A 25,767-nucleotide genomic window follows, 5' to 3' on the forward strand; every position below is an offset into this window, starting at 1 on the left:
GAACTGTTTATTATTTTGCGATGTGTCCTTGCATTTGAAACATTCCGGATAATTTCATCCCCTTTGTTAATTCCGTAAATCTCATATTCTCTTCCGCTACAAAAATATCAATTGTAAATAAGTCTTTAATGCCTGGGGCATTAACAAGTTGAACCTTCATCAGGTAACCTTTTAAACTGCTGTCTACAAGTAACTCTGTTGCTTTAAAATCTTGTAACAAACCTATAAAGTCGAAACAAGCATAATTCGTTAAATCTTTACTGGGCATGTACATGGTAAAGTCTTCACTAAATTTTGGCTCTCCTTCTAAATTATCAAGTGTACTGATGTCTAAAACAAAAGCAATTCCGCTAATATTTACATTCAGTTCCTTTTTCGAAAGATAGATTTCTCTATTTTCTGCATAATCTGTGGCAAAATAAATTAGTCCAAATTCATCACAACTATTGCCTGTTATTATCGCTTTTAGATTATCAAAATTCTCCCATTCAGTTATTTCCTTATTCACAACATCAACTACGTAATCAGTTTTTATTACCGGCAAAATTGTTATCGGTCTTTCATCGACTGTTATGCCTTTCAAAATCACATCTTCGTATTCTAATTGAGAAATAGAAACATTATCCTTAGACATAACGACACCATTTTCAATAGCCAATACAAAATGATCTCTTAATGCCTGACCTCCATTTGGTTTTTCATAACGATCAAAGCCAAATATTCCACCCCAAGTATTATCCAAATCAGCGCTATTGGATTTCTTGATTTTTAACCCAATTTCATTTTCAATTATTGGTGATTTAACCTCTTCCCTATCTTCGAAATAATTCTTATTGTCTTTTAATTCAGTGCTGAAAATGGCATCATTCTCTTCCTTACTAAAATCTGTAAATCCATGATACTTTATAACATCGTTTTCATAGTGATAAGGAAGTCCGATTTTTCCCTTTTTCCCATTTTTAAAATGATAAGAAATACTAATCGCTTTAAGTTCCTCATCACTATTCGCAAGTTTATGATTGTCGTCGTTTGCAAACTGAGAATGATAGAAAATGGTGTAGGATTTAATTTTGTTGTTTGCTAATTTATGTTCAAAATTAGTTTCCATTTTACCAATTACTTCTTGTGCAGAAAGCGTATAGGACTCATCATCTCCTGAAAAAAAATACAGAAAACCAACAATTTCACCATCTGGTTTCTCGTATGCTGAAATGGGTGCAAAATTTCCCTGTTGTTGCATGCCTACAAATCGGACAATGTATTCGTTGTACCTACTTATTGATAAAAACAGTTCAGTTTTTGGTGTTTCTGATTTTAGTGTTTCCTTATTTTCTCTTTTTTTGAACAAGTCAAATAATCCCATATTTTTCTATTTATAGTGCCTTGATAACATTCTCCACGATTGATTAATCCAAACAACCTTAATCAATACGATAATACAAACTCTTTTGCTTAAATCCAGCAACTTTTAGAAAATCATCAACAAATTTGGCAAATGTATTTTCCACAAACAGGATAGCATACACAGCTCTTTTTTAATAGTTGCATAGTCTTATGTAATTCATCTGTTTTCCCCTTCTGTAGAGACAAAATTACATACGCTATTAAGTAATTACAGCCTCAGTTTTGTATATTCACGTATACACAGTCTGGCATGAATCATTCATCTATACAATTATGGTATTAGCCGACAAATTATTAGAATTTCACCTAATTTAGGTTGATTTGTATATGAGCAGAGTAAGAACATCGCACATTATTATACATTTTGCCGCCTGGATACTTTTTATAAGTTTCCCAATAATTTTCATTAATCAACGACACAATTTGATGAATTCCTTTTCAGGGAACCATGTCTGGACCTATATTAAATTCTGCCTCTTGTATATGGTCATTTTTTACCTCAATGCCTATTACCTCTTTCCAAAACTGTATTTCAATAAAAAGTACCTCATGTATGGTCTTTCGATTATCACCTTATTAGTCATTTTTGTTTTCATGATCAAACCCTTTGATCAACTGATACAACTGAATCGTAAACCCCGTTCAGCCATATCTAAAACTCATTTACCGGATGTGGTAAAAACAACAACATTACCTGGAGCAAGAGATCGGAACAAAGGCTATTTTTTTGACATCAACAGTCTGTTTATTTTTTTGATGGTCATAGGTATAGGAATTGCATTGAGAACCATAAAAGAGTGGCAACTTACTGAAAAACGGGCAATCCTTGCTGAAGCGGGAAAGACGAACGCGGAGCTTTCCTTTTTAAAGGCCCAGATCAATCCACACTTTTTATACAATACGCTCAACAATATCTATACTTTATGCATTACTGGAAATGAAAAAGCTGCAGAAAGTATTCTGAAGTTGTCTCATATCATGCGTTATGTAACTGATGAAGCTGGAGCAGACTTTGTTTCCTTAGAAGGAGAATTAGACTGCATTGATGACTTTATAGCCCTGCAAAAAATCCGTCTTGGAAAAAAAATCACCTTGACCTATGAGGTAATTGGAAATCCTCAGGGACACCAGATCTCCCCTTTAATTTTGATGACTTTCATTGAAAATGTCTTTAAGTATGGCTTAAGCAATCATAGTGAGACTAATATTGTCATTAAAATCCGAATTGAGCCGAAGCTGATCAGCTTTTATGCCCAAAATACCATATTTGAAAATAGAAATTTAAACAACCGGGAAGGTCTTGGGATCTCCAATACCAGACAGCGACTGGAGCATCTCTATCCGGGAAAATACAAACTAGAAATAGACGATAAAAACAACCTTTTCACCGTCAACCTCTTACTGGTATCCTAATTTATTGATTTCCATAGCAAGATTATTTTGCGCTAATTATAATAGTTTATTTTCTTTATAATTGCTGGCACACCTGCAGTCATGACATTGTCCGGCATATTATGAGTTACTACAGCTCCTGCTGCTATTTTCACATAATCACCAATGATCACCCCGGGTAATATGATTGCGCCCGATCCGATATGGGTAAAGCTCCCTATTTTACAATTCCCTAAAACCATAGCACCGGGTGATATTTCAACAAAATCACCAATCACCACATCATGGTTTATGATAGAATTATAGTAGATCATCGTTCCCATCCCTATTTCGACACTATTAGAAATTTTGACACCAGATAAAATATTACAGCCTTTACCTATGCTCACACCGTAGTGACCAATCTCTGTTTTTGGACTAATTGTAGCATGAAATAAGCCGCCTAATGCTGTAAACTTATGGTACATTTCAGCCCTTAAATTAGGGTTTCCAATACCAATTGAAAATCTGGCATCCACGTTTAAAAAGTACTGTTCAGCCTCCTCCATGGATTTGAGGATTGGAAACTCTCCAAATAATTCCGCTTCAACATCTGAACTTAAATCATCATAAAAAACCAGTTGATTGAGTTCATCATTCTGTTGAAGAATTTCTAGAATATCTTTTGCAAATCCCTTAGCCCCGATGATTAACATAATTGATCTTGATAAAAAACAATAATTAGACCTCTGATGATTCATCATTTCAACAGAATGATAAACAACAAGCTGATTATTAACGAGATAATCAGCTTGCCATTCATTCAGAAATTGAAAACGTAAAACATGAGAAGTTAAAATGTGTGGTAGGTAGGCCCCCCCTTTCCTACCATACATTTCTTTCCATTTGATTAATAAAAAGGGATGTTGAGTCAAAAGTGTTAAAACTCCAGGTTTTATCTGGATATGTCCCGATAAACAGGACATTTGTATCGACAAAATTTTCCTCCTACTGGTATCCTTGTTTATTTATATATTTAATCCCTTAAACTAATTGCATGCTTTTAAAATGTATCGCTATTGATGATGAGCCTTTAGCACTGGAACTGATCCAAACCTATATTGGCCGCCGACCAGATGTCCAGCTCATCCACACGTTTGAAGATGCCATTTCTGGTGCTGAGTATTTATCCACAGCTCAGATAGATTTAATATTTCTGGATATCAACATGCCAGATATTTCTGGAATTGATTTGGCGAAATCGCTAAAAAACAAACCTATGCTCATTTTCACGACCGCTCACAAGCAGTTCGCATTTGATGGTTTCGAGCTGGAAGCCCTGGATTACTTATTAAAGCCAATTGACTACGATAGGTTCTCTAGAGCACTGGACAAGGCTATCGAGGTGAAAAAATATAAAATGAGTACCCCTCCAGAGCAGGATGATGCCTTTATTTATGTCCATTCCGCCTATCAGATGATCAAAATTATTTTCAATGAGGTGGAATACATTGAAAGTATGGAAGACTACATCAAGATCCACCTTAAAACGAACAAAACAGTACTTACCTTAATGACCTTAAAAAAGATGTTGGGATTACTTCCGGAGGAGCAATTTAAGAGAATTCACCGCAGCTATATTGTGTCTGTTGCCGCGGTGAAATCTGTACAACATAAAAAAGTCTGCTTAAATGAGGTCATGCTGCCTATTGGCGAAAGTTATGCTGAGCAGGTAAAACAATGGACAAAAAGCGCTTAATTTATGCTTGAGTTCATGTATTGAATAAATATCGCTATGAATAGTAACTGCCAGACCTAAGCATGAAAGTACACTACTACTTTTAGGCTTTTATACGGACCAATATGCCCTTATTGACGACAAATGGTATATCAGTCAGAGTAGATTAGCGCCTGAAAGAAATATTGAAAGCGCGTAAGCGGGTCAGCATATGGTATTGAATAAGGCGTAAACCCCATGCAATAGGTCTGCATGGGGTTTACGCCTTAACAGTAAGGGCTTGTACACGATTTTGCCCGGTAATTGTTTAATTCAAGATGGTCTCATTAATTCCATTTAACAAATTCTGTCTCAGTTTTGAGTTCCTTTGATCTAGAAGGATGATAAAGCCCCAGTTTTTAGCCCTATTGTAACAGATAATCGAAGATTGTCCCATAGAATCTCCCGTTTTTAAATAGATTGTATTTTTATCATCAGTTATGATATTTAATCCCAATCCCATTTCTCTATTTTTGTCCTTATAGAAGATTTTCTCTGTAATTAGCGCTGCTTTGGCGATTGCATTATCGTTGTTTAAGACTGCTTTTAAATACTTTACCATATCAGCAGCATTAGATTTCACCAAACCAGCAGGTGCGGTAACATTCCATTTGAAGAATTCCTGAATACCACCATCCGGATTATGACCAAGAGTTTTGTTTTTTACATCAAAATCTATCGTTAGTGTATTCTTCATTTTTAAGGGATTTATTATTTTCTTTCTAATAATTTCATCGTAGCTCTTGCCATAGACTTGTTCCAATATTTGTCCGAGTAAAGTAATTCCAATCGTAGAATAACGGTATTTGCCATAATCTTTAAGTTCAGTACAGTTATTGATTATAGTAGCCAACGTTTCTTCAGTGACACTATTTACAGGCTGTTGCGGATCGAGTTCTATTAACTTGGCAAAGTCTATATCAGGCAATCCTGATTGATGAGATGCCAGGTCAGAAATTCTTATTTTGTTTTTAAGATTTCCCTGTAATACATACGCTTTAGGAAGGTAGGCGTCGATATAATCATCTATTTTTATTTTATGCTCAAGAACCGCTTGTGCAATTAAATTTGTGGTTAAAATTTTAGTGACTGAAGCGATTTCGAATATAGAGTTTTTATTTATTTCATCTTGACCTTGTGCATTCAACTTACCGTAGGCTGTGTAGAATTCTTCATTATTTTTGATAAAACCAAGGCTGATACCTATTTCAGGATTCTTTTTATAATTGGCCTTAATTAAGGAATCAATCCTTGTTGGGATCTCTTGTGCAAAAGAGATGTTGCTGATTAACAATAGCGCGGCGAAGAACTTTAAGGAGGTTTTCATTGTATCGTGATTTAGTTTAAAAATTAGTTCGATACAAACATCTGGAAGAAATTAAAACTAGGCGACCGAGTAAAGGTAGTCGAACGCATTTGTTTAAAAAAAATAGTACGAGTAATTAAAAAGAGAAGTACGAGTAATCACAAAATACTATTTTACAGATATTTGCGAAACATAAAGATGACCAAACGGCATGAGCACAGTATCCATTTTGAGTGACTGATCTTTTATGCTTTTTCTCATCGCCAGAAGGGCGTTGTCTGAAATTTGCCAACCCAATGGTAAAACAGGCCAGTTGTTGGCTATCATTTCCTCCGTTGGCCCGACTATTCGATAGTTCCATCCCTTGCGCTCGGAGACAACCCGATTTACAGTGTCAGCTTTGATCTAATTGCGACTAATCGTTTGATGAATGCTACTGCCGGAGCGACCACTTCATAAAAATTTTTCTCTTCTATGGGATGCTCATATGATTTTACTGAAGGACTACTCCAGTCCCTCACATAAACATAATTCCCCGGTCGGTTCCATTCCGTAAAAACCTGATATTGTGTACTGTTATTCCGGGTAAGTTCCAGACTAATAATTCCCGCTGGAGCTGACTTCGAAAAAAGTAGGTGATGGTTCTTGCTGGTCATGCTTACGGTAAGTATTAACCTGCAATGACTAAGAACCGATATGACTTTAATCCATTTCATAAGTAGCACCGCGTTAGTGATTTTTAAATCCCACTAATACCTAATGCTTTAAACGTTAGCACACCATTTCTCCCCATTAGGGCCATACCATAGTCCCTAATGGGGTAAATGGTTTCTATTAATTTTAAGAAAAAAAATCATGTAATAGTATCCCCCCTATTTAAATGAAATCCAAATACAATATCGAGATTAAACACGCCAGATACAATCACCCAAAAGAGTGAATATTAATTGGAAATACTTAGGGATTGGAGAACCTTACTCCATTATGGAGCGCAACAAACAAGGTAAAATTCTTAACCACAAACAAACCATATACAAGTTCCAAATCATAATTCCCCCTTACAATCCCTCAAAAGAGGGATTAAAAGCCCCTTGATTAATGCCGAAATTTTCTTTAAATTTAAGTTATCTAACTAAGGTAAATATGAACGCATCTCAAAAACCAACAACAACCGAGCTTTATCAGTTAGCAGGTTATCCTGATAGATTAGAAGTTGAAATGATTACATTATCTCGCAGCTATTCTATTTCGGAGAATTTAGACAACACCTTCAACCACGGTTATTCCTGCATTTTCAATTGGTCCTCTATGCAGTATCTCTTTATGAGTGATTCTGTTAAGAGTATTCTAGGCTATACCAGCGAAGCATTTTTAGAGGAAGGCTTGAGTTTTACACTGAGTATTATTCACCCAGAAGACATGTTGAGATTAAAAGAACTCCATCAATCCATCTTTAACTATTATTACAGTGTAACACCGGAACAACGTCCCAAACTAAGGTTCAGCTATAACCTTAGAGTAAAAAAAGTAAATGACGACTATATTCACATATTAAGACAGAGTACTTTTACTGAATTTACAGTAGATGGAAAACCTACTATTGAGTCCGTACACAGTACAGATATCACAGGCTTTAAATTCAGTAATAACATCAACCTGACCATTCATCAACTATCTGATTCCGAGACTTACCTACTGTGCCATGAGCAAGAATTTTCAGAAGTTGAAACGAAGCTCACAGAAAGAGAAAAACAGGTGCTGGAACTTGTAAGATTTGGATATACGACCAAAGAAATCGCTTATCAGCTATATTTAGCTATTGAGACCGTAAAGAGCCATCGAAAACACATCATAGCTAAAACTGGTGCATGTAATATGACAGCGGCAGTCAACATGGTAATTAACAAAGTACAATCACAGAAGTAAAATCATTTCTACCTGATGTACAGCGCGAGAAAATCCTTTCTGGGGATCATATGTAAATAAGGATAATCCCCTGACAACTGCTTTCGTTGTTTCAATTGATATAAGAAATGCCCACCCAAATCCACAATTAGCGGACATTTGGCTTGGTACCAAACCCGGTGTGGATTCTTCCAGCAGAAAGAATAGTAATGACTGGTTAAAGGGATGTTTTTGAGTTCTGGATGGTGGAAATTTAACACTTTCGTTGTGCCTTTTGCCTGCAAGAGATCAGCCTTCCTAATCATAGAAAGGTGATCCATATGGCAAAACTCGTAGCCTGAGAGCCTGGGATCATCCACATCAGGCAAATGTTTTAAAATCCGAAAACCTTTGAACTTTTTCCCATTCAATACCCATACTAATTTGGGATAATAGGCCTCCCTACTTTCCAGTTCCTGAAGGCAAATCGGCGAATTTTGAAATTCAATGGTTGTACCACATGAAGTATGCACATCGGCCCGATGCAGCTCCCCGAGAGCTTGATCTGAAAAACTTACTTCACGAAAAGAAGCTGGGAATTCCTTCTTCCAGTTGCGGTGCCAGGGTGTTTCCCCAAAACTCCTTAATATAGGCTGTTGCTGCTGACCATTATCAGGTTCATGGCTATTGTCCACAGGAAAAAGAGAAGTATTGAAATCCATAATGGGCTAATTAAATTCTAGCGGGCACACAAAGCTATACTAATAATATTAGTACGCAAAAAATTATAAGAAATCCTAAAATTTTGAGAAAAACACTCAGCAAACACACCTTAGCGGAGTTTTCCTTTGATCAAGTTATTTTGCATATTGCAAATGTTCATCATCAACGGCAAAAGTCAATGCCTAAGACTCTAATATTTCAACATGAAAGAAGAACAAGTAAATCATAAGGATTGTATCGTACAGGAATGTGACACAGATGACATCAATCAATCCGGAGGCTCTCCCATGTATAATATCATCCTTTTAGATGGAGCCGGTAAAGTTAGCGTCGATCTGGTAGAATATTCTTTTGAAGGCAAAATTGCATTGTTTACTACCCCCTATCAAATTATTTACTTTGACACAGCACATCCTATTCCAACAAAAAGACTTCAATTTCATGGAGACTTTTACTGCATAGAATACCATAAAAAAGAAGTTGCCTGCAATGGTCTTTTGTTTAACAACATCTACCAACAACCTTATGTGAATCTTGAAATGGAAGCTTATGCAGACTTGAATCATATTCTAGGAAAACTGACTCCTGAATTGGCGCATAACAATAGTTATTCAATAGCTATAGTTCGAGCTTATTTACAGTTGATTTTAGCCTTATGTAGTAAAATTAAATCGAATGATCATGTCATTTATGAGGAAGTGAACAGGCACCATCCCATCATGAAATTCAAAGCATTGTTAGAAAGTAATTTCCATAAAGAAAGACAGCCTTCTTTTTATGCTGAAAAAATGGGTATTTCGCCCAATAATTTCTCAAAAATATGTAAACAATATTTCTTGAGAACGCCCTCTGGACTCATACATGAACGGGTAATCCTGGAGTCCAAAAAGCTGATTCACCTCAGCTATAAAAGCATGAAAGAAATAGCTGCCGAACTCAATTTTGACGATGAGAATTACTTTAGCCGGTATTTTAAGAAACACACCGGAATTACACCTACCGCTTTTCGGGAGCAGGTTGGCGTATCTATCGTAGCAGATTTGTCCATTCCAACTAAACTGGAGTCTTATTAATTTTGCTTATAAACACCGATTCCTGTTTTCTTCATTTGAAGAAACACAAGTTTTAAAAGCAATGAATAGACTTAAATTAGTTCGATAGCTCTTTGCGCACCTCATGATTGGCTTAATGGTAGGTATTTCGGAAATTCTATTTCCTGAGATGGCCGCACTACTTCCCAAAACAACCTGTTGTCCCACCCACTTCAGGTCGCTATTTGCTCGGGAATTTTTCTATTAGTGGCCATGGTTTTCTTCCTAAAATGTTACCGATGGAAACGCGCGCAGCGCCAGAATGGATCGCCCAAATCGCGAAGCGAGAGAAGTGGTGTAATAACTTAAAAACAGTCTCTCCATGAAATTAAAATCAAAGCAGCTCTTTTAATTTATTAATTAATTCCGTTCCTCTTAAGTTTCTGGCAATGATTTTCCCTTCTTTATCGATTAGAAAATTCATGGGTATCGTAGTTATTCCAAACATTTTCCTTGTTTCACTCTCCATTCCTTTCAAGTCTGATAACTGTTGCCAGGATAACTTATCTTCAGTTACTGCCTTTAACCACCTGGCCTTATTGGTATCCATTGATATACTGATGATTTTAAAGCCTTTAGCTTGATAAGCATTGTAGGCTTTGATTAAGTTTGGATGCTCCAGCCGACAAGGTCCACACCAGCTGGCCCAAAAATCAATAAGCGAATAGCTTCCCTTGTGTTCTTCTAGAGAAACCAGTTGACCTTTTGAATCTGGTAATTTAAATGAAGGTAAAATATGATCGATACCGGTTAATTCGCTTAATTGCAACATTTGGAGTAATGCTTTACCATATACTGATTCTTTTACTACGCTTGTTAACGCCTCGTATATGGGTTTAATCGTGCTGACATCAGCATTTTCTAAGTTTGATTTAGCAATATAGGCTGATACTAAAGAATTTGGAAATCGTATAGCATGATCACGAAGCGCATCTTTAATCTGATTTTCCACTAATCGTTCCTGCAAACTCAGGCTATCAAGTTTTTTGGTAGCCGATGACTTTAGCCCATTTCTTTTTCCAGAAATATTTGTTCTCTTCTTGTTTAGTGGGTCTATTTTTCTTCTGAAAATATTATACTCATCTTGTGATTTCGTTCCAAAAGCAATAAATGGGGCTCGCCCATCAAAATCACCCTCAAAATAAAGGTGCCCGGGAGACAAAATAAATGGCTCCTGATAAATGATTGAAGGCATTATTCTTCCCTTATTATCCTTACCATGTACACCCAAAAGAAATGGAGCTATTCCCGAAATTTCCCCCGAAAAGCTAAACTCCCCATTTAAGACCTTGGCAGAGTCAACCCTCAAGCCATTCTTAAGATTATCACCATGTCGAAGGTAAACCAATCCATTGTTATAATTACGAATTTTACCTGTAATTAAATAACTAGTAGCGGAGTCAATTTGAATGGTTAATGCTTTTACATCGGTACTTCTTGAGGATAGTATCAAAAGCATTACGGCTAATACAGTCTTGAGCATATTTTTTTTATTTGGAATCCCTGTATTCATGATGGCACGTATCATAAGAAAAACAATTTAATTTCTTATAAAACTGATGTTAAATTTCAGTAAACATCAGCAGTAATTTACCCATATTCAGACCTAATTTATCATTTAACATAAAATACTTGTTGCTCTAAATATGTTTTGTGCGTAAATCACATTGCTGACAACAAGTAAGGCTATGGAAAATTTATACAGCAAAGGAAACTATAGCCGAAGGTTAAAAATTGTATAAATCATTCAGGGAATTTGCCATCGCAGATCCAGACCAGGTCATTTTGAGAAAGCGCAACTTTGCCTAACAGTTGTTTTGGGGAATGACCGGAGAGTGATCTGAAATCTTTAATTAAATGTGCCTGGTCGTAATATTGATTGAGGTAGGCCGTTTCCGTTAAAGAACACTCTTTACTGAGCATTTTATCCAAAGCTGTTCGGAAGCGGATTGTTTTTAAAAATGACTTGGGATTTTGCCCCAGATGGTTCTTAAATAAACGGAAAACGGAGGTTTCACTTAGACGCAGTTTTCGGGCAAGGTCCTCCACAGTTGGGTTTTCTTGATGACCATTTGAAATAAACAGTAAGGCATCTTTTAGCCTGTTCGGGATGCAATCATTTAGATTATTCAATAACAAAGATTCTAATCTTTGAGCACGTTTCGCAAAATTTTGTTCCGCAAAGAGTTGCTCTAAAAAGAAAGTGTTTTTGTCGGGGAAAACAGTTTCAAAAACATGATTTGAGCTCATCAAGTCTTCGTAGGATGCAGAAGTGAAGGCCCCTAAAGCAGCCGGATAAAAGACAATACAAACTTGATCAAGTGGGGAGTTTACATTGACTTGAAATGGCATTTTATGAAATCCGTAACACCTGCTCACAAAATTACTATCCCCAACTGTGATGATGCAGCTGTTCGACTGTTGATCGTTAACATAATGCACTTCGTTCTGCTTGTAGATTGCAAGACATAGATTATTGTTGGGAAAAGTGGTATAATTCACCATGCGTTCGTCCATTTTATTAAAAAACAGAAAATACTGTACATACCTTTTTAAGATTTCGTTCCCGGGTTTAATAATGACCGAATTCATTCTTTTCGATTGGTTTAGGTTTGGTCCTGGATTACTAGCACATTTTGACGCCAGCGCGCTCCAATAGTTACCTGGCCTCCCCTATAGTTGTAATAATAAAATTAATATCATTAAATTTGTCGCCCTAATGAGGAAAGGACGTAGAATGTCCGGAATACTTTAAACAAATACGAATAACATAAATGGAAGAGAACGATTTTGTATCCATCTGGCTGGAAGAGAGCGGAAACCCCGCAATAGAGGAATTAGCGCAACTGAATCTGGATGTTGCCAGTAAAATCGCGAAAATGTTAGCCGATAAAGGTATTTCAGAAAATGAACTTGCGGTCTCCCTTGACATCAATCCAGACGAAATAAAAAGATGGCTGATGGGCAGACATACTTTCAGTGCTAAGATAATAGCAGAAATTTCCCAGATCATAGCAGCAAAACAAATTTCTATTTAGAAAATTAGCAGGATAATCTCCTGGTTGCGTTCATCAGGGTTTACTAAAACAAAGTTGAGCTTAAAATTGTAGATATAGCGCAGATTGTTACCATCTGTAAATCATTGTACATGACACATTTAGGATGCCATTTTTTGGAGAACTCCTTTCTGTTGGTCGCGCCTTTTAAATATACTACTATGATAGAAAAAACAAAAATCGCCATTTGGATGGATCATTCAGTGGCACACCTCATGGACTATCCGGCAGATCCCATTCTGACCAGAACCATTGAATGTAACTTTAATCAGGAGGCCAGGAAAGAGACCTTGCAACATGGTGAAAGCACCATGCACAATTTGGAACAAGGCGATCAGGCAGCCTATTACAAGGAATTAGCGGAAATTATCAGAGAGTATGATGAAGTTTTACTTTTTGGCCCAACTGAGGCAAAAACTGAACTTTACAATACCTTTAAGGATAATCATTTATACTCCGCTATCAAAGTTGAGATCAGAACTGCGGATAAAATGACCGAAAGCCAAATGCATGCTCATGTAAAGGCCTATTTCGAAGGTGGTAATTAAGAATTTGATTCCTAAGAAATACGAATCAAGCTGGTTTAAGACCGATATACAAAAACAAAAAGCCGAATCAGTTTTTATATAACTGATTCGGCTTTTTGTTTATTCCTTTCCCTTCTTATTATTCATATTTCAAAGCATCAATGGGCTTGGCATTAACGGATTTTCTGGCCTGTAAGCTTACTGTGAATATGGCTAAAAAAATGGTGATGAATGCGCTGATCACAAAAGGAAAAACTGGCAAATCAATTCTATAGGCAAAGGTTTCCAGCCATTTACTTGTTAGAATATAGGCAATTGGCCAGGAGATGATGTTGGCTACAACAACCATCACCAGAAATGAACTATTGATTAATGTCAAAATCTGGATGTCACTAGCTCCTAATATTTTACGCACTGCAATCTCCTTGGTTCTGCCATTTGTGATGTACTTCGCAAAGGCAAATAATCCCAAAATGGCAATAAAAATGGTCAACATTGCGGCTGCAAAAAACACGGATTGTAACTGTTCCTGTTTTTTAAAAAGCTTACCATAAAGCTCATCTAAGAATTCGTAGCGAAAATCTTCACCGTCTTTGGCATTAATTTCCGGCCATTGCGCTTTCAAAGCAGCTAAAGCAGCAGCCATTTTATTTTCTTCAATCTTTAACATGATCTGAAGTTTTTGATTACCACAAGGATTTTTAATCGCATAAATGGTGGGTTGAACTGCACTTTCAAATCCCTGCGCTTTAAAGTCCTTAACTACACCTACGATTTTATAATCCATATCGCAACCTCTAATCGTTTGCCCGACAGCATTTGTTATTCCAAACCTGGCAGCAGCACTTTCATTGATTACCGCTGAATTTGCAGTATCGGTTTTAAATGCTTGGGAGAAAAAACGGCCTTCCTTTAACTTAATATTTAAAGTCTCGAAATAATCAAAATCTACGTCCACAAAATCAATACTGGATTTTGTGCCATTGACTGTATAACCGTTAGTTCCGTTCCCAGAACCATCCGGAACACCAGTAGCAACGGTTGCTGCTTTTATGCCAGGTATTTTCAGCATCTTTTCCCTAACCGGCGCAAATTTAGCAGGATTGTTGAAAATAGCAATGTTCTTAATGTAAACGACCTGATTTGCATTGAAACCCAAATCCTGGCTACGCATATATTTTAATTGCGAATTAACCACAAATAAGCCGATAATAAAGGTTACTGCAATGCAGAATTGAAAAACCAGCAAACTGTTTTGCAGCCAATAATTCTGTTTACTTGTAGAAAAATTCCCCTTTAATACCAAGGCAGGTTTAAAACCAGAAAGCACTAAAGCGGGATAGATGCCGGCAATCATGGTAATCAGTACTAAGATTAACGGCAGCTGCCAAATCAAGTTGTTCTTAACAGACCAGATGGACAGGTTTACCTGGAACAAATTGTTAAAGCTTGGCAACAATAATTCTGCTAACATTAGGGCCAGAACTGTTGCGACCAGGCATTGTATAAAGATTTCCGTTAGGAATTGAGTGGTCAGCTGAAAACGATAAGCACCCATCACTTTTTTAACCCCTACCTCTTTCGCTCTTTTACTTGCCTGAGCGATACTTAAATTGGTGAAATTGATACTGGCAATTATTAAAATCAAGATTCCAAGTATAGAAATGGCGATCAAGATTTTATAAGGTGCATCATTCCCGGCTTTAGGTCTTAGGTGTTGATTCCCTAGTAGATCTAAGAATGTAGTCACCTTTTTTACTTCATCAATTCTCTTTTCATCCGTTTCACCTTTCGAAACCTCAGCTTGATATAATTTGGTTATTTTTTGTTCCAGACTGGCAATATCAGTGCCTGGTTTTACCTGGATATAAGTATAGTAGTTGTTGTAACCATAAGACTCCCCTTGTCCCAATTCATTCGCCAGCGAGATGGCGTCAAAGGTTATGCTTGACTGTAGATTGTTGGCGATAGCACCGTTTATTTTACTGGTTATACCTGAATTACTGCTTCCTACGCCAACCATCTCAGGTTTATTATCCTTTTTATCTGGAAATAATGTCTTCATGCCTGCCTCATTTAAATAAGTGAGCCGATCCATTTCGCCAGCCGGTTTTCCTAAACCTCCATTGGGTTTTATATTCAGAATTTTAGCCGCATTGTAATCAATCTGCATAAAACTCTTAGTGATGACTGTTTTATTTCCATTTCTTAATGGTAGTTCATAAGATCCTTCCTTTACCAAGCCACCGTTTTCCACTTCAGGAAAGTTTTGCATGATCGCTTTCAGCAATGGTGGTGACGTATAATTCGTTTTAAACTCGGGATAAATTCTTCCAACAATATAGATATTCTTATAATTTGGATTTGTTTTGTCAAAACCAGTTTCATGAGTAAAATACATCATGACCAAAATAAAAGCAGCCAATGCAATAGCTAAACCACCAACATTAATTGAGGTTATACTTTTGTTCTTCCAAAGATTTCGCAACGCGATTTTCAAGTTTAATTTAAACATAGACATACGTTTTCTTTATTGTTCAATCCCTCTGCGCCAAGCTTGTGCCAAAAGAAGAAATACAATTCAAACAACTACATATCAAATATTTAAAATACAAACACATCTAAGAGTGTTCATTATCGAACTTTCGTTGTGCGAGATCGGACAGTCTGATTAAATCATTTAGGGAATCAACATCATTTTTTTTTTGTCTTTTGAGTAATCAAGCCTACCGATTCGTAAATTGGTTTGACCAAACCATAAAACTCAAACTATCAAACTATGAATCATAACTTATTAACCGCACTCATCTCCATCCCTGAAGAAGCAGGATATTTTTTTCCTAACAGACATTTCCAACACATCTCCGGTAACTTACTTTTCGACGTTATGATAAAGAAACTCGAAGATATCCCACAGATTGGGAAAATCATTGTCAACACCGACTCCAGCATGATTAAGAACAGCTACGCTCGTTCAAAAAAGGTGAACGTGATCAACGTTTATCAGGCAGAGCCACATGAGATTGAATTGGAGCTTACCTCAGACAAAACCACAGCGGCATTGTTAGCACATGTGGATGCTGAACACTTCCTACAGCTAGGGCCAATTTTCCCCTTCTTAAGACAACGGACCATCGACTATGTCATAGAAACCTACGACAAATACGTGATTAACCCTGAAGACCGTCGCCATGACTCTGTGTTTACCATTAAAACTTTAAACCGTAGATATTTTGACAGCGATAGGGATTTTATACGCGAAGATCGCCCAAACACCTTTGTAGAAGACGGCATATTGCATCTATTTAACCGCAGCACATTCCTTGCAGCAGGAAACCGAAAAGTAGGTAAAGCACCTTTTGTCTGCGGTGTCGATGATATCGAGAATTTAGCAATCGATTCAGAGGAAAATTATCAGCTCGCCGTTCTGATTGATGGCAACCGCCGTAGATTTCCCAATGTTTTATAAAGCATCGTGAAAAATGATGCCTAGTGTATGTCGTACTCCAGTGTGAACCTCACTTACGCCGTGTTTCATATTTACGCGATAATAACCTTTGCTTCCTTTCACAGGTCTAAAATTGGTTGTGAATATTAGCATATCGCCTTTCTTGGGTTTTAATACGATGACTTTTGGCTGTGCTCTGGGGATTTGTTCAGTAAGTACAAATTCGCCCCCAGTAAAATCCTCGTCTGGCTCATTCAGGAACAAAACAATTTGAATCGGAAAATATACAGCTCCATATAAATCCTGGTGCAAAGTATTGTATCCACCATCATTATATTTCAAAATGAGAACTGTTGCTTTGGTTTGATCGTTCTCCTGACATTGCTGTAAAAGCGCTTGATGTGTATCTGGAAAATGGGTAGCGATATTTAGCACTTTCATCCAGGTATTTGCAATGGTGGCAAGTTTTGGGTATACCCCAGTTCTAATAATTTGAATGGGATCTGGCAATGGATAGTTGAAATATTTGTATTCGCCTAAGCCAAAACGGTAGCGTTCCATGACAACCGTTTTTCTGTACAGGTTGGGATGGTCATAACCATTTATCAATTCACTGCATTGATCCGCTGACAAGAATTCCGGGATAATGGCAAAACCTTTTTCATGCATGGCCTCCACTACCTTACTCCAATTTACAGATGCTATTTTCTCTTCCATGATTTTCTGTTTGATTGTCAAAAATCAAACAATTAGCATTGCGATGAAACCCGAAACTTGCTAAACCACCAGCGATATTTATTCAAAAGAGATCTGCTGCTTTCAGCAAGCACATTGGATTTTTTCACCGGTTGGACCGGCCTTAGTCCCTTCAGTTGCATAACCATCAAACTTCCACCATTCCAGGCCACCGATCAGTTCTTTGACCTTAAAACCAAGTTTTGACATATTCAAAGCTCCTTTTGTGGAAGCATTACATCCAATACCGTCGCAGTAGGTAACATAGGTGAAATCTTTGTCTAAATGTCTTGTACTTTCTTGATTCATTTCGGAATGAGGGATATTGATGGCAGTAGGAATATGTTCGGCCTCAAAGCCAAAGAATTTTCTTGCATCAAGCGCAATCACTTTTTCTCCATTATTTAAGGCCTTAAACAAATCTGAAGGATCCATTTCGAAGGCCAATTTGTTTTCATAAAATTTAATTTGTGCATCCATCATCAGTCGGTTTAATTGATTAGTGGAACTAAAATACTTAAAAACCTGTTGACATACTGTTGTCATTAGGCGGTTATAGATTTGTTTTATTAAAAACACATACTAAAATTAGAGATCATGAATACAACTACAGCAAGTCTAATCACTTCAGAAGAATTATTGGCGCATTGGCAAGGACACCGTGCCTTAACAAGAAGAGTCATTGAGGCCTTCCCAGAAAAAGAACTTTTCAACTATTCTATTGGTGGCATGCGCAGCTTTTCTGGAATGGTGATGGAGTTACTTGGCATAGGTGCTCCTGGAATACAAGAAATCGCTACCGGACAGATTAATCCGCTGAATGAGCACTTTGAAGGTATCACTCAAAAGGAACAATTGTTAAAATTATGGGATGAAGCGACCGAAAAGATCAATACTTATTGGCCACAAATTTCTGAAGATCAATTTTCTAAGGTCATCACTATTTTTGGCCAATATGAAGGCACAACCTGGTCTTCAATTTTCTATTTTATAGATAATGAAATCCACCATCGTGGAGAAGGTTATGTATACCTGCGCAGCCTCGGTATTACCCCACCTTTCTTTTATGAAAGGCCCTAGATTCAACTATCAAAAGTTTGTCTTGTACCCAACAAGGCAAACTTTATTAAACTAGGGACACCGCTTCAGGAAGCTCAAGATTAGCCATCACTTTCTTCGCGAGATCATGGATACGATATTTCATATGTTCCGGCTCCAGAATTTCTGCATAATCGCCAAACATGAGGTACCAGCGGGGGAATCCATCATTAGTTTCGTTAACCATAAAAGTCATTTCCACCTGACTGCCCCGATCCACTTCTTCCACAAAACCATGATACTTATAACTACCTTGAAGATATTTCACTACCTTCTTATCGACTAAGATCCGCACTTTAATTCTATCCTCACAGATCACTTCTTTATTTCGGTATTGCTCCAATGGGCCATGCGTACTCAGGTAAGGATCTGTAGTACGCCTGATCTGCACAATACGATCTGTACGAAACTGACGGTAATCTTGTCGCAGATGACAAAAACCTAATATATACCAAAAATTGTTTTCGTGAAAAAGACCAACAGGTTCAATAGTCCTTTGCCCTGGTTCATTGGCTTCAAATGCCTGGTACCATAACATCACTTGTTTTTGCTCTGCGATACCTTGCATAATAATTTCTAAGGCATCGGGTACATGCTCATTAAAAAGCACCTGACCTGAGTTTACCACGATTTGTGATTCTAAAGCGCTAATCCAATCTTTATCTTTATTCCGCAGCACCGACTTAATTTTGAACATGGCAGAGCAAAAGTAGGCGCCTAAGGTTTTATCGGTCATTTGCTGCATGAGTTTTTCTGCTGCTACAAAACTTCCGGCTTCCTCACGCGTAAACATAACCGGAGGCAAGCGATAGCCCTCCATAATAGAATAACCAACCCCAGCTTCGGACAAAATAGGCACACCAGAGCTCTCCAAGCTACGAATGTCGCGGTAAATTGTGCGAAGGCTTACCTGAAAACGATCCGCCAGTTCTTGTGCTTTTACCATACGGCTAGATTGCAACTGAATCAATATTGCTACTATCCTATCAAAACGCTTCGGGCTATCATCAATCATTTTATCATTATAATTTATCCCCTAAGATAAACATTCTCTAAACTTCAAACATGGGATTGATTGATGTTGGCGTCAAATTCTCCAACATCCAGTTACGATATGTTAAATAAACTGGTCATTTTTTTTGTCTACATGAAATTCCAGGTCGTAAATACCCCTTGATAAAGTCCTAATCACACCGTATCGATTTTATGTACCGGGCTTAACTTTGGATATCATCATAAAACAAATACATCATGTCATTTCAAGCGTATCTTAAAACGATCAAAGAAAAAACCGGCAAAGGACCGGCTGACTTTAAAGCCCTTGCAACAGAAAAGAAATTTCTGCAGGATGGCCAATTAACGGTAAAAGCAGGCGAAATTACCGCTTGGCTAAAAAATGATTTTGACCTTGGTGCTGGCCATAGCATGGCAATTTATGCCCTGTTGAAGGGCATAAAAAATGAAAATAGCCAGTGATTTTACTTAGTTTTTAGGTAGTTTTTCCAGAAGCTTTGCGGATTCTTTTTTCGACAGCACTTTAGGCGTAAATGTGATGGCTTGTAAAGGCAAGTCATTCTTATCTGTAGGCACAGAATTGATGGCATCAGCTACCTCCATCCCTTCCACAATTTGGCCAAATACGGTATAGTCCAGGTCCAGACGCGGAATTCCTCCAAGAGTTTTGTAAATTTCTCTTTGCTTCGGAGAATATTGATGACCCTTCTTTTTTTCTATAGCATTCAGCTCTGCATCGGTTTGTGGTTTACCCACAGACAAGTAGATTTGGGTTAGGTAGGAACTGTGCTCCAGATTGTCATTTCTACCTGCGCCCAATGCTCCTTTCTTATGAAAAAGCTCAGGAACGATCTCTGCTGGGATCCGTGCTAAAGGTTTTTCAGGACTTAGCTTTTCTCTGTCAAGAATAGTTTCATCCAACTCTCCCCCCTGACTCACGAAAGCTTTGATCACCCGATTAAAAGCAGCATGGTCATAGAGCCCCTTTTTAATGCTTTTTAAAAATGCGTCCCGATGTTTAGGGGTTTCATCATATAGCATCAACGTGATATTTCCTTTATTGGTTTCCAAGCGTACAAATCGGGATTGAGCGTAACTAGCAACGGTAATTAGAACAAATGTTAAAGTGGTAAAAATAGATTTCATGTATTAAATTTTTGGTAAGTTATAACCGTTATGGTACTGAGCCATTAAGTACTGTTTATTAATCTTTGAATTGGTAAATTGGTTTTTCTGGGCATCCCAGGTTAGTTTTTCGCCACTTTTGTATGCTATATTTCCCATTTGCGCAATGCTGGCCACATGAGCACCCGCCTGGATCGAACAATTTAAATCTTCTTTTTTTCTTGACCTCACCGAAGCAAAGAAATTGAGCATGTGATTGTTAAGCCCATTATCAGAGGCTTTCACCAATGGCTTACTCACTTTATTTCCACTTTGTCGCTCTTCAACGACCTCCCATCCTCCTCTATTCAGGATCAGCGTTCCGTTGTTGCCAATGTAAGCGATCCCATGGTCTCTATTGTAAGAACCATTGTCGATTCCCATCGCGGAATCCCATACCAAATTAAATTTATCAAATTCATAGAGTGTGGTCAGTGTATCTGGTGTTTCCTCATATAGATCCGGATAAGCAAAACGTCCACCTAAAGCAGAAATACTTTTCGGAATTGGCGATCCCATCCCCAGTAAACCATAATCCAGTAAATGGACACCCCAATCCGTCATCAGGCCTCCTGCATAATCCCAAAACCAGCGGAAATTGAAATGATATCTGCTCGAGTTAAATGCTCTTTTTTGCGCTGGTCCCAACCATAAATTATAATCTACACCTGAAGGGACTGCAGAATTTGGAACTACGGGCCCTGGTTTCATCCAGCCCTGATAACACCAAACTTTAACGGTCCTGATGTTACCCAGTTGACCGCTTTGCACAAAATCTACTGCATCCTTAAAATGCTGCTGACTCCGCTGCCATTGTCCGGCCTGCACCACCTTATTGTATTTTTGTTGGGCTGCGACCATCGTCCTGCATTCTACAATGGAATTGCCAACCGGCTTCTCCACATAAACATCCTTCCCGGCTTCACAAGCATGGATCATCATTAAAGCATGCCAATGATCTGGCGTTCCAATGATCACCGCATCAATATCCTTACGATCGAGCAAAGCACGATAATCTTGATAAGCATTAACTTTTGAAGCATCCACATTCAAACCTTTCAAGTCCTTCATTCGTTTATCCAGTACATTTTGATCTGAATCACATATGGCCAACAAATTAACACCAGGAACTTTTAGCGCTGCTACCAAATCCGACCAACCCATTCCATTCACACCAATTACACCGATATTAATCTGGTCGTTGGCACCAATAGTCCGTTCATACAAAGCATAAGCAGGATTGTCGAGTGCAGAAAGTAAGACAGTACTGCCAATTGCGCCAGCACTATTGCGGATAAAGTTTCTTCGGTTGAGCATCGTTTTTGTTTAAAGGTTCATAATGAAGGTAAAATACTCAAAGTATTTCATCCCACCAAAACACGCAGTAGGAGTATTTAAAAGCAGATCGGGTAAAAAAAGAAAGTATCATACCTTAAATTAATAGTAATACTATTACATTTGCATTAAAGACGTTTAAAATGGATCAATTACTCTCCACTATCAAAATACAGGTGAACGACAAATTTTATGTCAAGGACCCTGAAACCACTACGCTTGGCAGGAAGATTATTAAGAATAGTTTGGTGATCATGGATGAAATCGGCTTTGACAATTTCACCTTCAAAAAGCTTGGCGAACTGATCGGTTCCAATGAAAGTTCTATTTACCGTTACTTTGAAAATAAGCATAAGTTATTGGTTTATTTATCCTCCTGGTATTGGAGTTGGATCGAGTACAAAATGGTATTTGCGACGGCCAATATTGCTGTACCATTAGACCAATTGTTAAAAGCCCTGGAAATTGTTACCGAAAAAATTGAGGATGACCTGAACACCCCTTACATTAATGAAGCCTTATTGAATAAAATCATCATTGCTGAGTTCACGAAGACCTTTTTAACGAAAGAAGTTGATGAAGAGAATAAAGAAGGATTTTTCTTAATTTATAAAAGGGTGATCAATAGGATGGTTGCCATGGTGGTTTTGATCAGCCCGGAATACCCTTATCCGAAAAGCTTAATTTCTAGTATTGTAGAGGGGGCATTACACCAACATTTCCTAAAAGACCATTTCAAAACCATTACAGATTGCAATGAAACCGTTAGTCCTTCGGATTTCTACAAAAACCTAGTTCAGCACATTTTAAGCCCTACCTCATGAGTCCAGCAAAAAGATTTTTCAGTCTGCTAAAACTTGATAAAAAAGATGTTTCCCAGATATTCTTCTACGCGATCATTGCCGGGCTCATCAGCCTTTCTCTGCCCTTAGGGATTCAGGCCATTGTGAATTTCCTGCAAAGCGGCCGGGTAAGTGTTTCCTGGATTGTGCTGGTGATTGGTGTAGTTACCGGGGTTGCTTTTGTGGGGATCCTATCACTTATGCAATTGCGAATTACAGAAAATCTACAGCAAAAAATCTTTGTCAGGTCTTCCTTTGAATTCGCTTACCGACTTCCGAAGATCAAATTCGAGGAGTTCTACCAGGGCCTCTATCCTCCTGAAATTGCCAATCGTTTCTTTGACACTTTAACCATCCAAAAAGGTGTTTCAAAGCTGTTATTAGATTATTCTTCCGCTTTGCTTCAGATTGGTTTTGGGATCATCCTGCTCTCGCTATACCATCCGTTTTTTATCTTATTTGGATTGTTGTTATTGGTCTTGCTGTACCTGATCTATAAGTTCTCTTATACCGGCGGACTTGAGACCAGTTTAAGTGAGTCCAAGTATAAATACCGTGCGGCAGAATGGTTACAGGAGATTGCCCGCAATAAACACAGTTTCAGAAAGTCGCTGAATTTCGATTATGCGCTTCAAAAGAACAATACCTTAACCAATAATTACCTGGATTACCGCGAGAAACACTTCAACATCATCAAGCGTCAATATGGACAGTTAATTATATTTAAAGTGATCATTACTGCCGGACTGCTCCTGATTGGAGGTTACCTGGTCTTGAATCAGCAAATGAATATCGGCCAGTTTGTGGCCTCAGAAATCATCATCCTCCTTGTGATTAATTCGGTAGAGAAAATCATACTGGGCCTCGAAAGCTTTTATGATGTGCTCACTGCGGTAGAGAAAATCGGAAAAGTTACGGATATGGAGATTGAAGAAGGCATGGACACGGAACAGAAACAGCTTTTTGATCGCATCACCTTAGAAGCTGATCAGTTATCTGTTCGATTCCCGGATTCCAATAGAGACATGTTAAAAGACATCTCGATGAAAATTGAACAGGGTGAAAAAATCATCCTGACCGGCGGAAATGGTGCTGGAAAAACCACTTTAATCAGGACCCTTTCCGGAATTTTAAAACCGACCAGTGGCGCACTTTTCATCAATGATGATACTTTCCGAAAAATTGACATCAATCAATACCGCTCACAAATTGGCACGATCATACAAGGGGAAAGCCCTTTTGAAGGGACTATACTCGAAAACATCACCTTCAATGACCCTGCAATTAGCGATCAAGATATCCGCTGGGCCTTAGATGCTGTACAGTTAAGCAGTTATATTAAAACGCTTCCAGATGGTCTGGACACTAAAATCCTTCCTGAAGGCAAGCAAATGTCTTCTTCCAATTCCCAGAAAATCCTGTTGGCAAGAAGTATTATCCGCAAACCATCAATCCTGCTCCTGGAGGATCCGACAGACAGATTAGACCCGGAAACTGCCGATGCCATCATCAGTTTCATCTGCGCTGAGCATCATAAATGGACCGTTATTGTCTCCTCTGCACATCCAACCTGGAAGTTAAAATCCAGCAGATTCATTACCATGGAAAACGGAAAAATCATCAGCGACTTAAAAAAATAAAGACATGCTCCATCTATCTGATCAGAAACATACACAACCACATATACTGGAACGCTATAGCGCAGTCAGGAACCTAGGCAACCGATCGCACTACAAGGTGTTGAACAGGATAATTCTAGCGCTTTTTATCATTGGGATTATTGTGCTTTTCCTTCCCTGGACACAAAACATATCCGGATCTGGGGCTGTTACAGCACTAAAACCTAACCAACGCCCACAAACCATAAACACCGTCATCGCAGGTAAAATTGAAAAATGGTACGTGCAGGAAGGTGATCTTGTGAAAAAAGGAGATACGATTATTTTTCTTTCAGAAGTCAAGGAAGAATATTTTGACCCCAACCTTTTGCAAAACACCAAGAACCAGGTCGATGCCAAAAAGATGGCATTGGGCGCTTATGGCGACAAGGTAAAGGCATTAAACAGTCAGATTACGGCGCTTGAGCGTGAAAGATCTCTAAAACACCAGCAGGCAGAGAATAAAATCAAACAGTCCTTTTTAAAAATAAAAAGTGACAGTATGGATTTTGAAGCTGTAAAAACTCAGGTGAAGATTGCAGCTACACAATCGGAACGCTCCATACAACTTCAAAAAGAAGGACTAAAACCATTAACCGATGTAGAAGAAAAGCGGTTAAAACTACAAGATGCCCAGGCAAAATTGATCACTCAGGAGAATAAACTTTTGACTTCAAGAAATGAATTGATCAATGCAAAATTGGAATTTGATCGCCTTTCCGCAGAGTACGAAGAAAAGATCTCTAAAAGCAGCAGCGATAAATATACTGCAATGAGTAGCCAGTTTGATGCGGAAGCGCAGCTGAGCAAATTAGAAAATCAATATGCCAATTACAGCATTCGCAATGGGATGTACTACATCACCGCGCCACAAGATGGCTATGTGAACCGTGCATTACAATCTGGTCTGGGTGAAACCGTAAAAGAAGGAGTGCCTATTGTCAGTATCATGCCAGCAGTTTACGAGCTGGCAGTGGAGACTTATGTCAGTCCTATTGACCTGACGCTACTAAAAAAGGGCGAAAAAATCCGCGTTTGGTTTGATGGATGGCCAACAATTGTATTCTCAGGATGGCCTGATATGTCTTATGGTACCTTTGGAGGACGAATTGTTGCCATCGAGAATTTCATCAGCCCAAATGGTAAATACAGGGTATTAATTGCGCCAGATAAAGACGAAGATCCCTGGCCAAAACAATTGAGCATGGGCTCTGGCGCAGAAACCATTGCGCTATTAGAAACCGTTCCGATTTGGTTTGAAATATGGAGAACCTTAAACGGCTTCCCTCCTAATTATTATCAATCAGAAAAACCTGTTACTGCTAAAAAATAAA

Annotated in this window: 25 protein-coding genes; 12 read left to right on the forward strand and 13 right to left on the reverse strand. The window is 38.1% G+C overall.

The window, feature by feature from the left end; translation table 11 throughout:
* Nucleotides 1-10 precede the first annotated feature (10 nt).
* Complete coding sequence (locus GM920_RS04695) at nucleotides 11-1,363, reverse strand: hypothetical protein (protein WP_182953900.1); 1,353 nt, start codon at nucleotides 1,361-1,363, stop codon at nucleotides 11-13.
* Nucleotides 1,364-1,830: 467 nt separating this feature from the next.
* Between GM920_RS04695 and GM920_RS04700 the strand changes: the two genes are divergently transcribed.
* Nucleotides 1,831-2,817 carry a sensor histidine kinase gene (locus tag GM920_RS04700; protein WP_182953903.1) on the forward strand — a complete coding sequence of 329 codons (987 nt, stop codon included), beginning with the start codon at nucleotides 1,831-1,833 and terminating at the stop codon, nucleotides 2,815-2,817.
* A gap of 32 nt (nucleotides 2,818-2,849) precedes the next feature.
* Here the strand turns inward: GM920_RS04700 and GM920_RS04705 are convergent, their stop codons facing one another.
* Entirely contained in the window at nucleotides 2,850-3,761 is a 912-nt protein-coding gene (locus tag GM920_RS04705) for a NeuD/PglB/VioB family sugar acetyltransferase (RefSeq protein ID WP_202986032.1), read from the reverse strand.
* Between the two features lie 71 nt (nucleotides 3,762-3,832).
* Here GM920_RS04705 and GM920_RS04710 point away from each other — a divergent pair, with 71 nt between their 5' ends.
* Entirely contained in the window at nucleotides 3,833-4,534 is a 702-nt protein-coding gene (locus GM920_RS04710) for a LytR/AlgR family response regulator transcription factor (protein WP_182953905.1), read from the forward strand.
* 286 nt (nucleotides 4,535-4,820) lie between these two features.
* Here the strand turns inward: GM920_RS04710 and GM920_RS04715 are convergent, their stop codons facing one another.
* Nucleotides 4,821-5,879, reverse strand: a complete 1,059-nt coding sequence (locus tag GM920_RS04715; protein ID WP_182953908.1) for a serine hydrolase domain-containing protein — start codon at nucleotides 5,877-5,879, stop codon at nucleotides 4,821-4,823.
* A gap of 365 nt (nucleotides 5,880-6,244) precedes the next feature.
* Nucleotides 6,245-6,514, reverse strand: a complete 270-nt coding sequence (locus GM920_RS04720; RefSeq protein WP_182953910.1) for a hypothetical protein — start codon at nucleotides 6,512-6,514, stop codon at nucleotides 6,245-6,247.
* Between the two features lie 562 nt (nucleotides 6,515-7,076).
* Between GM920_RS04720 and GM920_RS04725 the strand changes: the two genes are divergently transcribed.
* A complete protein-coding gene (locus GM920_RS04725) occupies nucleotides 7,077-7,784 on the forward strand; it encodes a LuxR C-terminal-related transcriptional regulator (RefSeq protein WP_182953913.1) in 708 nt (235 codons plus the stop codon).
* A gap of 8 nt (nucleotides 7,785-7,792) precedes the next feature.
* On the opposite strand, the gene GM920_RS04730 is transcribed toward GM920_RS04725, so the two are convergent.
* Nucleotides 7,793-8,464: a competence protein CoiA family protein gene (locus GM920_RS04730; RefSeq protein WP_182953916.1), complete on the reverse strand. Its 672-nt coding sequence runs from the start codon at nucleotides 8,462-8,464 to the stop codon at nucleotides 7,793-7,795.
* 204 nt (nucleotides 8,465-8,668) lie between these two features.
* On the opposite strand from GM920_RS04730, the gene GM920_RS04735 reads away from it, so the two are divergent.
* Nucleotides 8,669-9,538: a helix-turn-helix transcriptional regulator gene (locus GM920_RS04735; RefSeq protein WP_202986033.1), complete on the forward strand. Its 870-nt coding sequence runs from the start codon at nucleotides 8,669-8,671 to the stop codon at nucleotides 9,536-9,538.
* A 352-nt stretch (nucleotides 9,539-9,890) separates the two neighbouring features.
* Here the strand turns inward: GM920_RS04735 and GM920_RS04740 are convergent, their stop codons facing one another.
* Both GM920_RS04740 and GM920_RS04745 read right to left on the reverse strand, forming a co-directional pair.
* Nucleotides 9,891-11,069 carry a TlpA disulfide reductase family protein gene (locus tag GM920_RS04740; protein ID WP_182953918.1) on the reverse strand — a complete coding sequence of 393 codons (1,179 nt, stop codon included), beginning with the start codon at nucleotides 11,067-11,069 and terminating at the stop codon, nucleotides 9,891-9,893.
* A gap of 230 nt (nucleotides 11,070-11,299) precedes the next feature.
* Entirely contained in the window at nucleotides 11,300-12,148 is an 849-nt protein-coding gene (locus GM920_RS04745) for a helix-turn-helix domain-containing protein (RefSeq protein WP_182953921.1), read from the reverse strand.
* Between the two features lie 182 nt (nucleotides 12,149-12,330).
* On the opposite strand from GM920_RS04745, the gene GM920_RS04750 reads away from it, so the two are divergent.
* Both GM920_RS04750 and GM920_RS04755 read left to right on the forward strand, forming a co-directional pair.
* A complete protein-coding gene (locus tag GM920_RS04750; RefSeq protein ID WP_182953924.1) occupies nucleotides 12,331-12,594 on the forward strand; it encodes a helix-turn-helix domain-containing protein in 264 nt (87 codons plus the stop codon).
* 179 nt (nucleotides 12,595-12,773) lie between these two features.
* Nucleotides 12,774-13,160: a hypothetical protein gene (locus GM920_RS04755; RefSeq protein WP_182953926.1), complete on the forward strand. Its 387-nt coding sequence runs from the start codon at nucleotides 12,774-12,776 to the stop codon at nucleotides 13,158-13,160.
* 118 nt (nucleotides 13,161-13,278) lie between these two features.
* Here the strand turns inward: GM920_RS04755 and GM920_RS04760 are convergent, their stop codons facing one another.
* Nucleotides 13,279-15,654, reverse strand: a complete 2,376-nt coding sequence (locus tag GM920_RS04760; RefSeq protein WP_182953928.1) for an ABC transporter permease — start codon at nucleotides 15,652-15,654, stop codon at nucleotides 13,279-13,281.
* Nucleotides 15,655-15,918: 264 nt separating this feature from the next.
* On the opposite strand from GM920_RS04760, the gene GM920_RS04765 reads away from it, so the two are divergent.
* Complete coding sequence (locus tag GM920_RS04765; protein ID WP_182953929.1) at nucleotides 15,919-16,608, forward strand: glycosyltransferase family protein; 690 nt, start codon at nucleotides 15,919-15,921, stop codon at nucleotides 16,606-16,608.
* On the opposite strand, the gene GM920_RS04770 is transcribed toward GM920_RS04765, so the two are convergent.
* Together GM920_RS04770 and GM920_RS04775 are read right to left on the reverse strand one after the other, a co-directional pair.
* A complete protein-coding gene (locus GM920_RS04770) occupies nucleotides 16,603-17,304 on the reverse strand; it encodes a 2OG-Fe(II) oxygenase (RefSeq protein WP_182953930.1) in 702 nt (233 codons plus the stop codon). The two genes, GM920_RS04765 and GM920_RS04770, sit on opposite strands and share 6 nt — an antisense overlap.
* A gap of 102 nt (nucleotides 17,305-17,406) precedes the next feature.
* Entirely contained in the window at nucleotides 17,407-17,868 is a 462-nt protein-coding gene (locus GM920_RS04775; RefSeq protein WP_202986034.1) for a rhodanese-like domain-containing protein, read from the reverse strand.
* A gap of 51 nt (nucleotides 17,869-17,919) precedes the next feature.
* On the opposite strand from GM920_RS04775, the gene GM920_RS04780 reads away from it, so the two are divergent.
* Nucleotides 17,920-18,402: a DinB family protein gene (locus GM920_RS04780; RefSeq protein WP_182953933.1), complete on the forward strand. Its 483-nt coding sequence runs from the start codon at nucleotides 17,920-17,922 to the stop codon at nucleotides 18,400-18,402.
* A 46-nt stretch (nucleotides 18,403-18,448) separates the two neighbouring features.
* Here GM920_RS04780 and GM920_RS04785 read toward each other — a convergent pair whose 3' ends face one another.
* A complete protein-coding gene (locus GM920_RS04785) occupies nucleotides 18,449-19,435 on the reverse strand; it encodes a helix-turn-helix transcriptional regulator (protein ID WP_182953935.1) in 987 nt (328 codons plus the stop codon).
* Nucleotides 19,436-19,671: 236 nt separating this feature from the next.
* On the opposite strand from GM920_RS04785, the gene GM920_RS04790 reads away from it, so the two are divergent.
* The gene (locus GM920_RS04790) at nucleotides 19,672-19,896 is read left to right on the forward strand and encodes a DUF4287 domain-containing protein (protein ID WP_182953938.1); all 225 of its coding nucleotides are present in this window, start codon (nucleotides 19,672-19,674) and stop codon (nucleotides 19,894-19,896) included.
* 6 nt (nucleotides 19,897-19,902) lie between these two features.
* Here the strand turns inward: GM920_RS04790 and GM920_RS04795 are convergent, their stop codons facing one another.
* On the reverse strand, nucleotides 19,903-20,580 hold the full coding sequence (locus GM920_RS04795; protein WP_182953939.1) for a peptidylprolyl isomerase: 678 nt from the start codon (nucleotides 20,578-20,580) through the stop codon (nucleotides 19,903-19,905).
* Nucleotides 20,581-20,583: 3 nt separating this feature from the next.
* Nucleotides 20,584-21,915, reverse strand: coding sequence for a Gfo/Idh/MocA family protein (locus GM920_RS04800; protein WP_182953940.1), 1,332 nt, complete (start codon nucleotides 21,913-21,915; stop codon nucleotides 20,584-20,586).
* Between the two features lie 161 nt (nucleotides 21,916-22,076).
* On the opposite strand from GM920_RS04800, the gene GM920_RS04805 reads away from it, so the two are divergent.
* The 3 genes from GM920_RS04805 to GM920_RS04815 are packed head-to-tail and all read left to right on the forward strand — an operon-like array spanning nucleotide 22,077 to nucleotide 25,766.
* Nucleotides 22,077-22,757, forward strand: coding sequence for a TetR/AcrR family transcriptional regulator (locus GM920_RS04805; protein ID WP_182953943.1), 681 nt, complete (start codon nucleotides 22,077-22,079; stop codon nucleotides 22,755-22,757).
* Nucleotides 22,754-24,415: a peptidase domain-containing ABC transporter gene (locus tag GM920_RS04810; RefSeq protein WP_182953944.1), complete on the forward strand. Its 1,662-nt coding sequence runs from the start codon at nucleotides 22,754-22,756 to the stop codon at nucleotides 24,413-24,415. The genes GM920_RS04805 and GM920_RS04810 overlap by 4 nt, the downstream gene beginning before the upstream one ends.
* Nucleotides 24,416-24,419: 4 nt before the next feature.
* The gene (locus GM920_RS04815) at nucleotides 24,420-25,766 is read left to right on the forward strand and encodes an HlyD family secretion protein (RefSeq protein ID WP_182953947.1); all 1,347 of its coding nucleotides are present in this window, start codon (nucleotides 24,420-24,422) and stop codon (nucleotides 25,764-25,766) included.
* The last annotated feature ends 1 nt before the right edge of the window (nucleotide 25,767 follow it).

Origin of the sequence: Pedobacter gandavensis (assembly GCF_014172405.1) — a bacterium.
Lineage (GTDB): Bacteria > Bacteroidota > Bacteroidia > Sphingobacteriales > Sphingobacteriaceae > Pedobacter > Pedobacter gandavensis.

Excerpts from the sequence above, each read along its gene's own strand:
- GM920_RS04695 (WP_182953900.1), bottom strand. The coding sequence starts at position 1,363 with ATGGGATTATTTGACTTGTTCAAAAAAAGAGAAAATAAGGAAACACTA.
- GM920_RS04700 (WP_182953903.1), top strand. The coding sequence starts at position 1,831 with ATGAATTCCTTTTCAGGGAACCATGTCTGGACCTATATTAAATTCTGC.
- GM920_RS04705 (WP_202986032.1), bottom strand. The coding sequence starts at position 3,761 with ATGTCCTGTTTATCGGGACATATCCAGATAAAACCTGGAGTTTTAACA.
- GM920_RS04710 (WP_182953905.1), top strand. The coding sequence starts at position 3,833 with ATGCTTTTAAAATGTATCGCTATTGATGATGAGCCTTTAGCACTGGAA.
- GM920_RS04715 (WP_182953908.1), bottom strand. The coding sequence starts at position 5,879 with ATGAAAACCTCCTTAAAGTTCTTCGCCGCGCTATTGTTAATCAGCAAC.
- GM920_RS04720 (WP_182953910.1), bottom strand. The coding sequence starts at position 6,514 with ATGACCAGCAAGAACCATCACCTACTTTTTTCGAAGTCAGCTCCAGCG.
- GM920_RS04725 (WP_182953913.1), top strand. The coding sequence starts at position 7,077 with ATGATTACATTATCTCGCAGCTATTCTATTTCGGAGAATTTAGACAAC.
- GM920_RS04730 (WP_182953916.1), bottom strand. The coding sequence starts at position 8,464 with ATGGATTTCAATACTTCTCTTTTTCCTGTGGACAATAGCCATGAACCT.
- GM920_RS04735 (WP_202986033.1), top strand. The coding sequence starts at position 8,669 with ATGAAAGAAGAACAAGTAAATCATAAGGATTGTATCGTACAGGAATGT.
- GM920_RS04740 (WP_182953918.1), bottom strand. The coding sequence starts at position 11,069 with ATGAATACAGGGATTCCAAATAAAAAAAATATGCTCAAGACTGTATTA.
- GM920_RS04745 (WP_182953921.1), bottom strand. The coding sequence starts at position 12,148 with ATGAATTCGGTCATTATTAAACCCGGGAACGAAATCTTAAAAAGGTAT.
- GM920_RS04750 (WP_182953924.1), top strand. The coding sequence starts at position 12,331 with ATGGAAGAGAACGATTTTGTATCCATCTGGCTGGAAGAGAGCGGAAAC.
- GM920_RS04755 (WP_182953926.1), top strand. The coding sequence starts at position 12,774 with ATGATAGAAAAAACAAAAATCGCCATTTGGATGGATCATTCAGTGGCA.
- GM920_RS04760 (WP_182953928.1), bottom strand. The coding sequence starts at position 15,654 with ATGTTTAAATTAAACTTGAAAATCGCGTTGCGAAATCTTTGGAAGAAC.
- GM920_RS04765 (WP_182953929.1), top strand. The coding sequence starts at position 15,919 with ATGAATCATAACTTATTAACCGCACTCATCTCCATCCCTGAAGAAGCA.
- GM920_RS04770 (WP_182953930.1), bottom strand. The coding sequence starts at position 17,304 with ATGGAAGAGAAAATAGCATCTGTAAATTGGAGTAAGGTAGTGGAGGCC.
- GM920_RS04775 (WP_202986034.1), bottom strand. The coding sequence starts at position 17,868 with ATGACAACAGTATGTCAACAGGTTTTTAAGTATTTTAGTTCCACTAAT.
- GM920_RS04780 (WP_182953933.1), top strand. The coding sequence starts at position 17,920 with ATGAATACAACTACAGCAAGTCTAATCACTTCAGAAGAATTATTGGCG.
- GM920_RS04785 (WP_182953935.1), bottom strand. The coding sequence starts at position 19,435 with ATGATTGATGATAGCCCGAAGCGTTTTGATAGGATAGTAGCAATATTG.
- GM920_RS04790 (WP_182953938.1), top strand. The coding sequence starts at position 19,672 with ATGTCATTTCAAGCGTATCTTAAAACGATCAAAGAAAAAACCGGCAAA.
- GM920_RS04795 (WP_182953939.1), bottom strand. The coding sequence starts at position 20,580 with ATGAAATCTATTTTTACCACTTTAACATTTGTTCTAATTACCGTTGCT.
- GM920_RS04800 (WP_182953940.1), bottom strand. The coding sequence starts at position 21,915 with ATGCTCAACCGAAGAAACTTTATCCGCAATAGTGCTGGCGCAATTGGC.
- GM920_RS04805 (WP_182953943.1), top strand. The coding sequence starts at position 22,077 with ATGGATCAATTACTCTCCACTATCAAAATACAGGTGAACGACAAATTT.
- GM920_RS04810 (WP_182953944.1), top strand. The coding sequence starts at position 22,754 with ATGAGTCCAGCAAAAAGATTTTTCAGTCTGCTAAAACTTGATAAAAAA.
- GM920_RS04815 (WP_182953947.1), top strand. The coding sequence starts at position 24,420 with ATGCTCCATCTATCTGATCAGAAACATACACAACCACATATACTGGAA.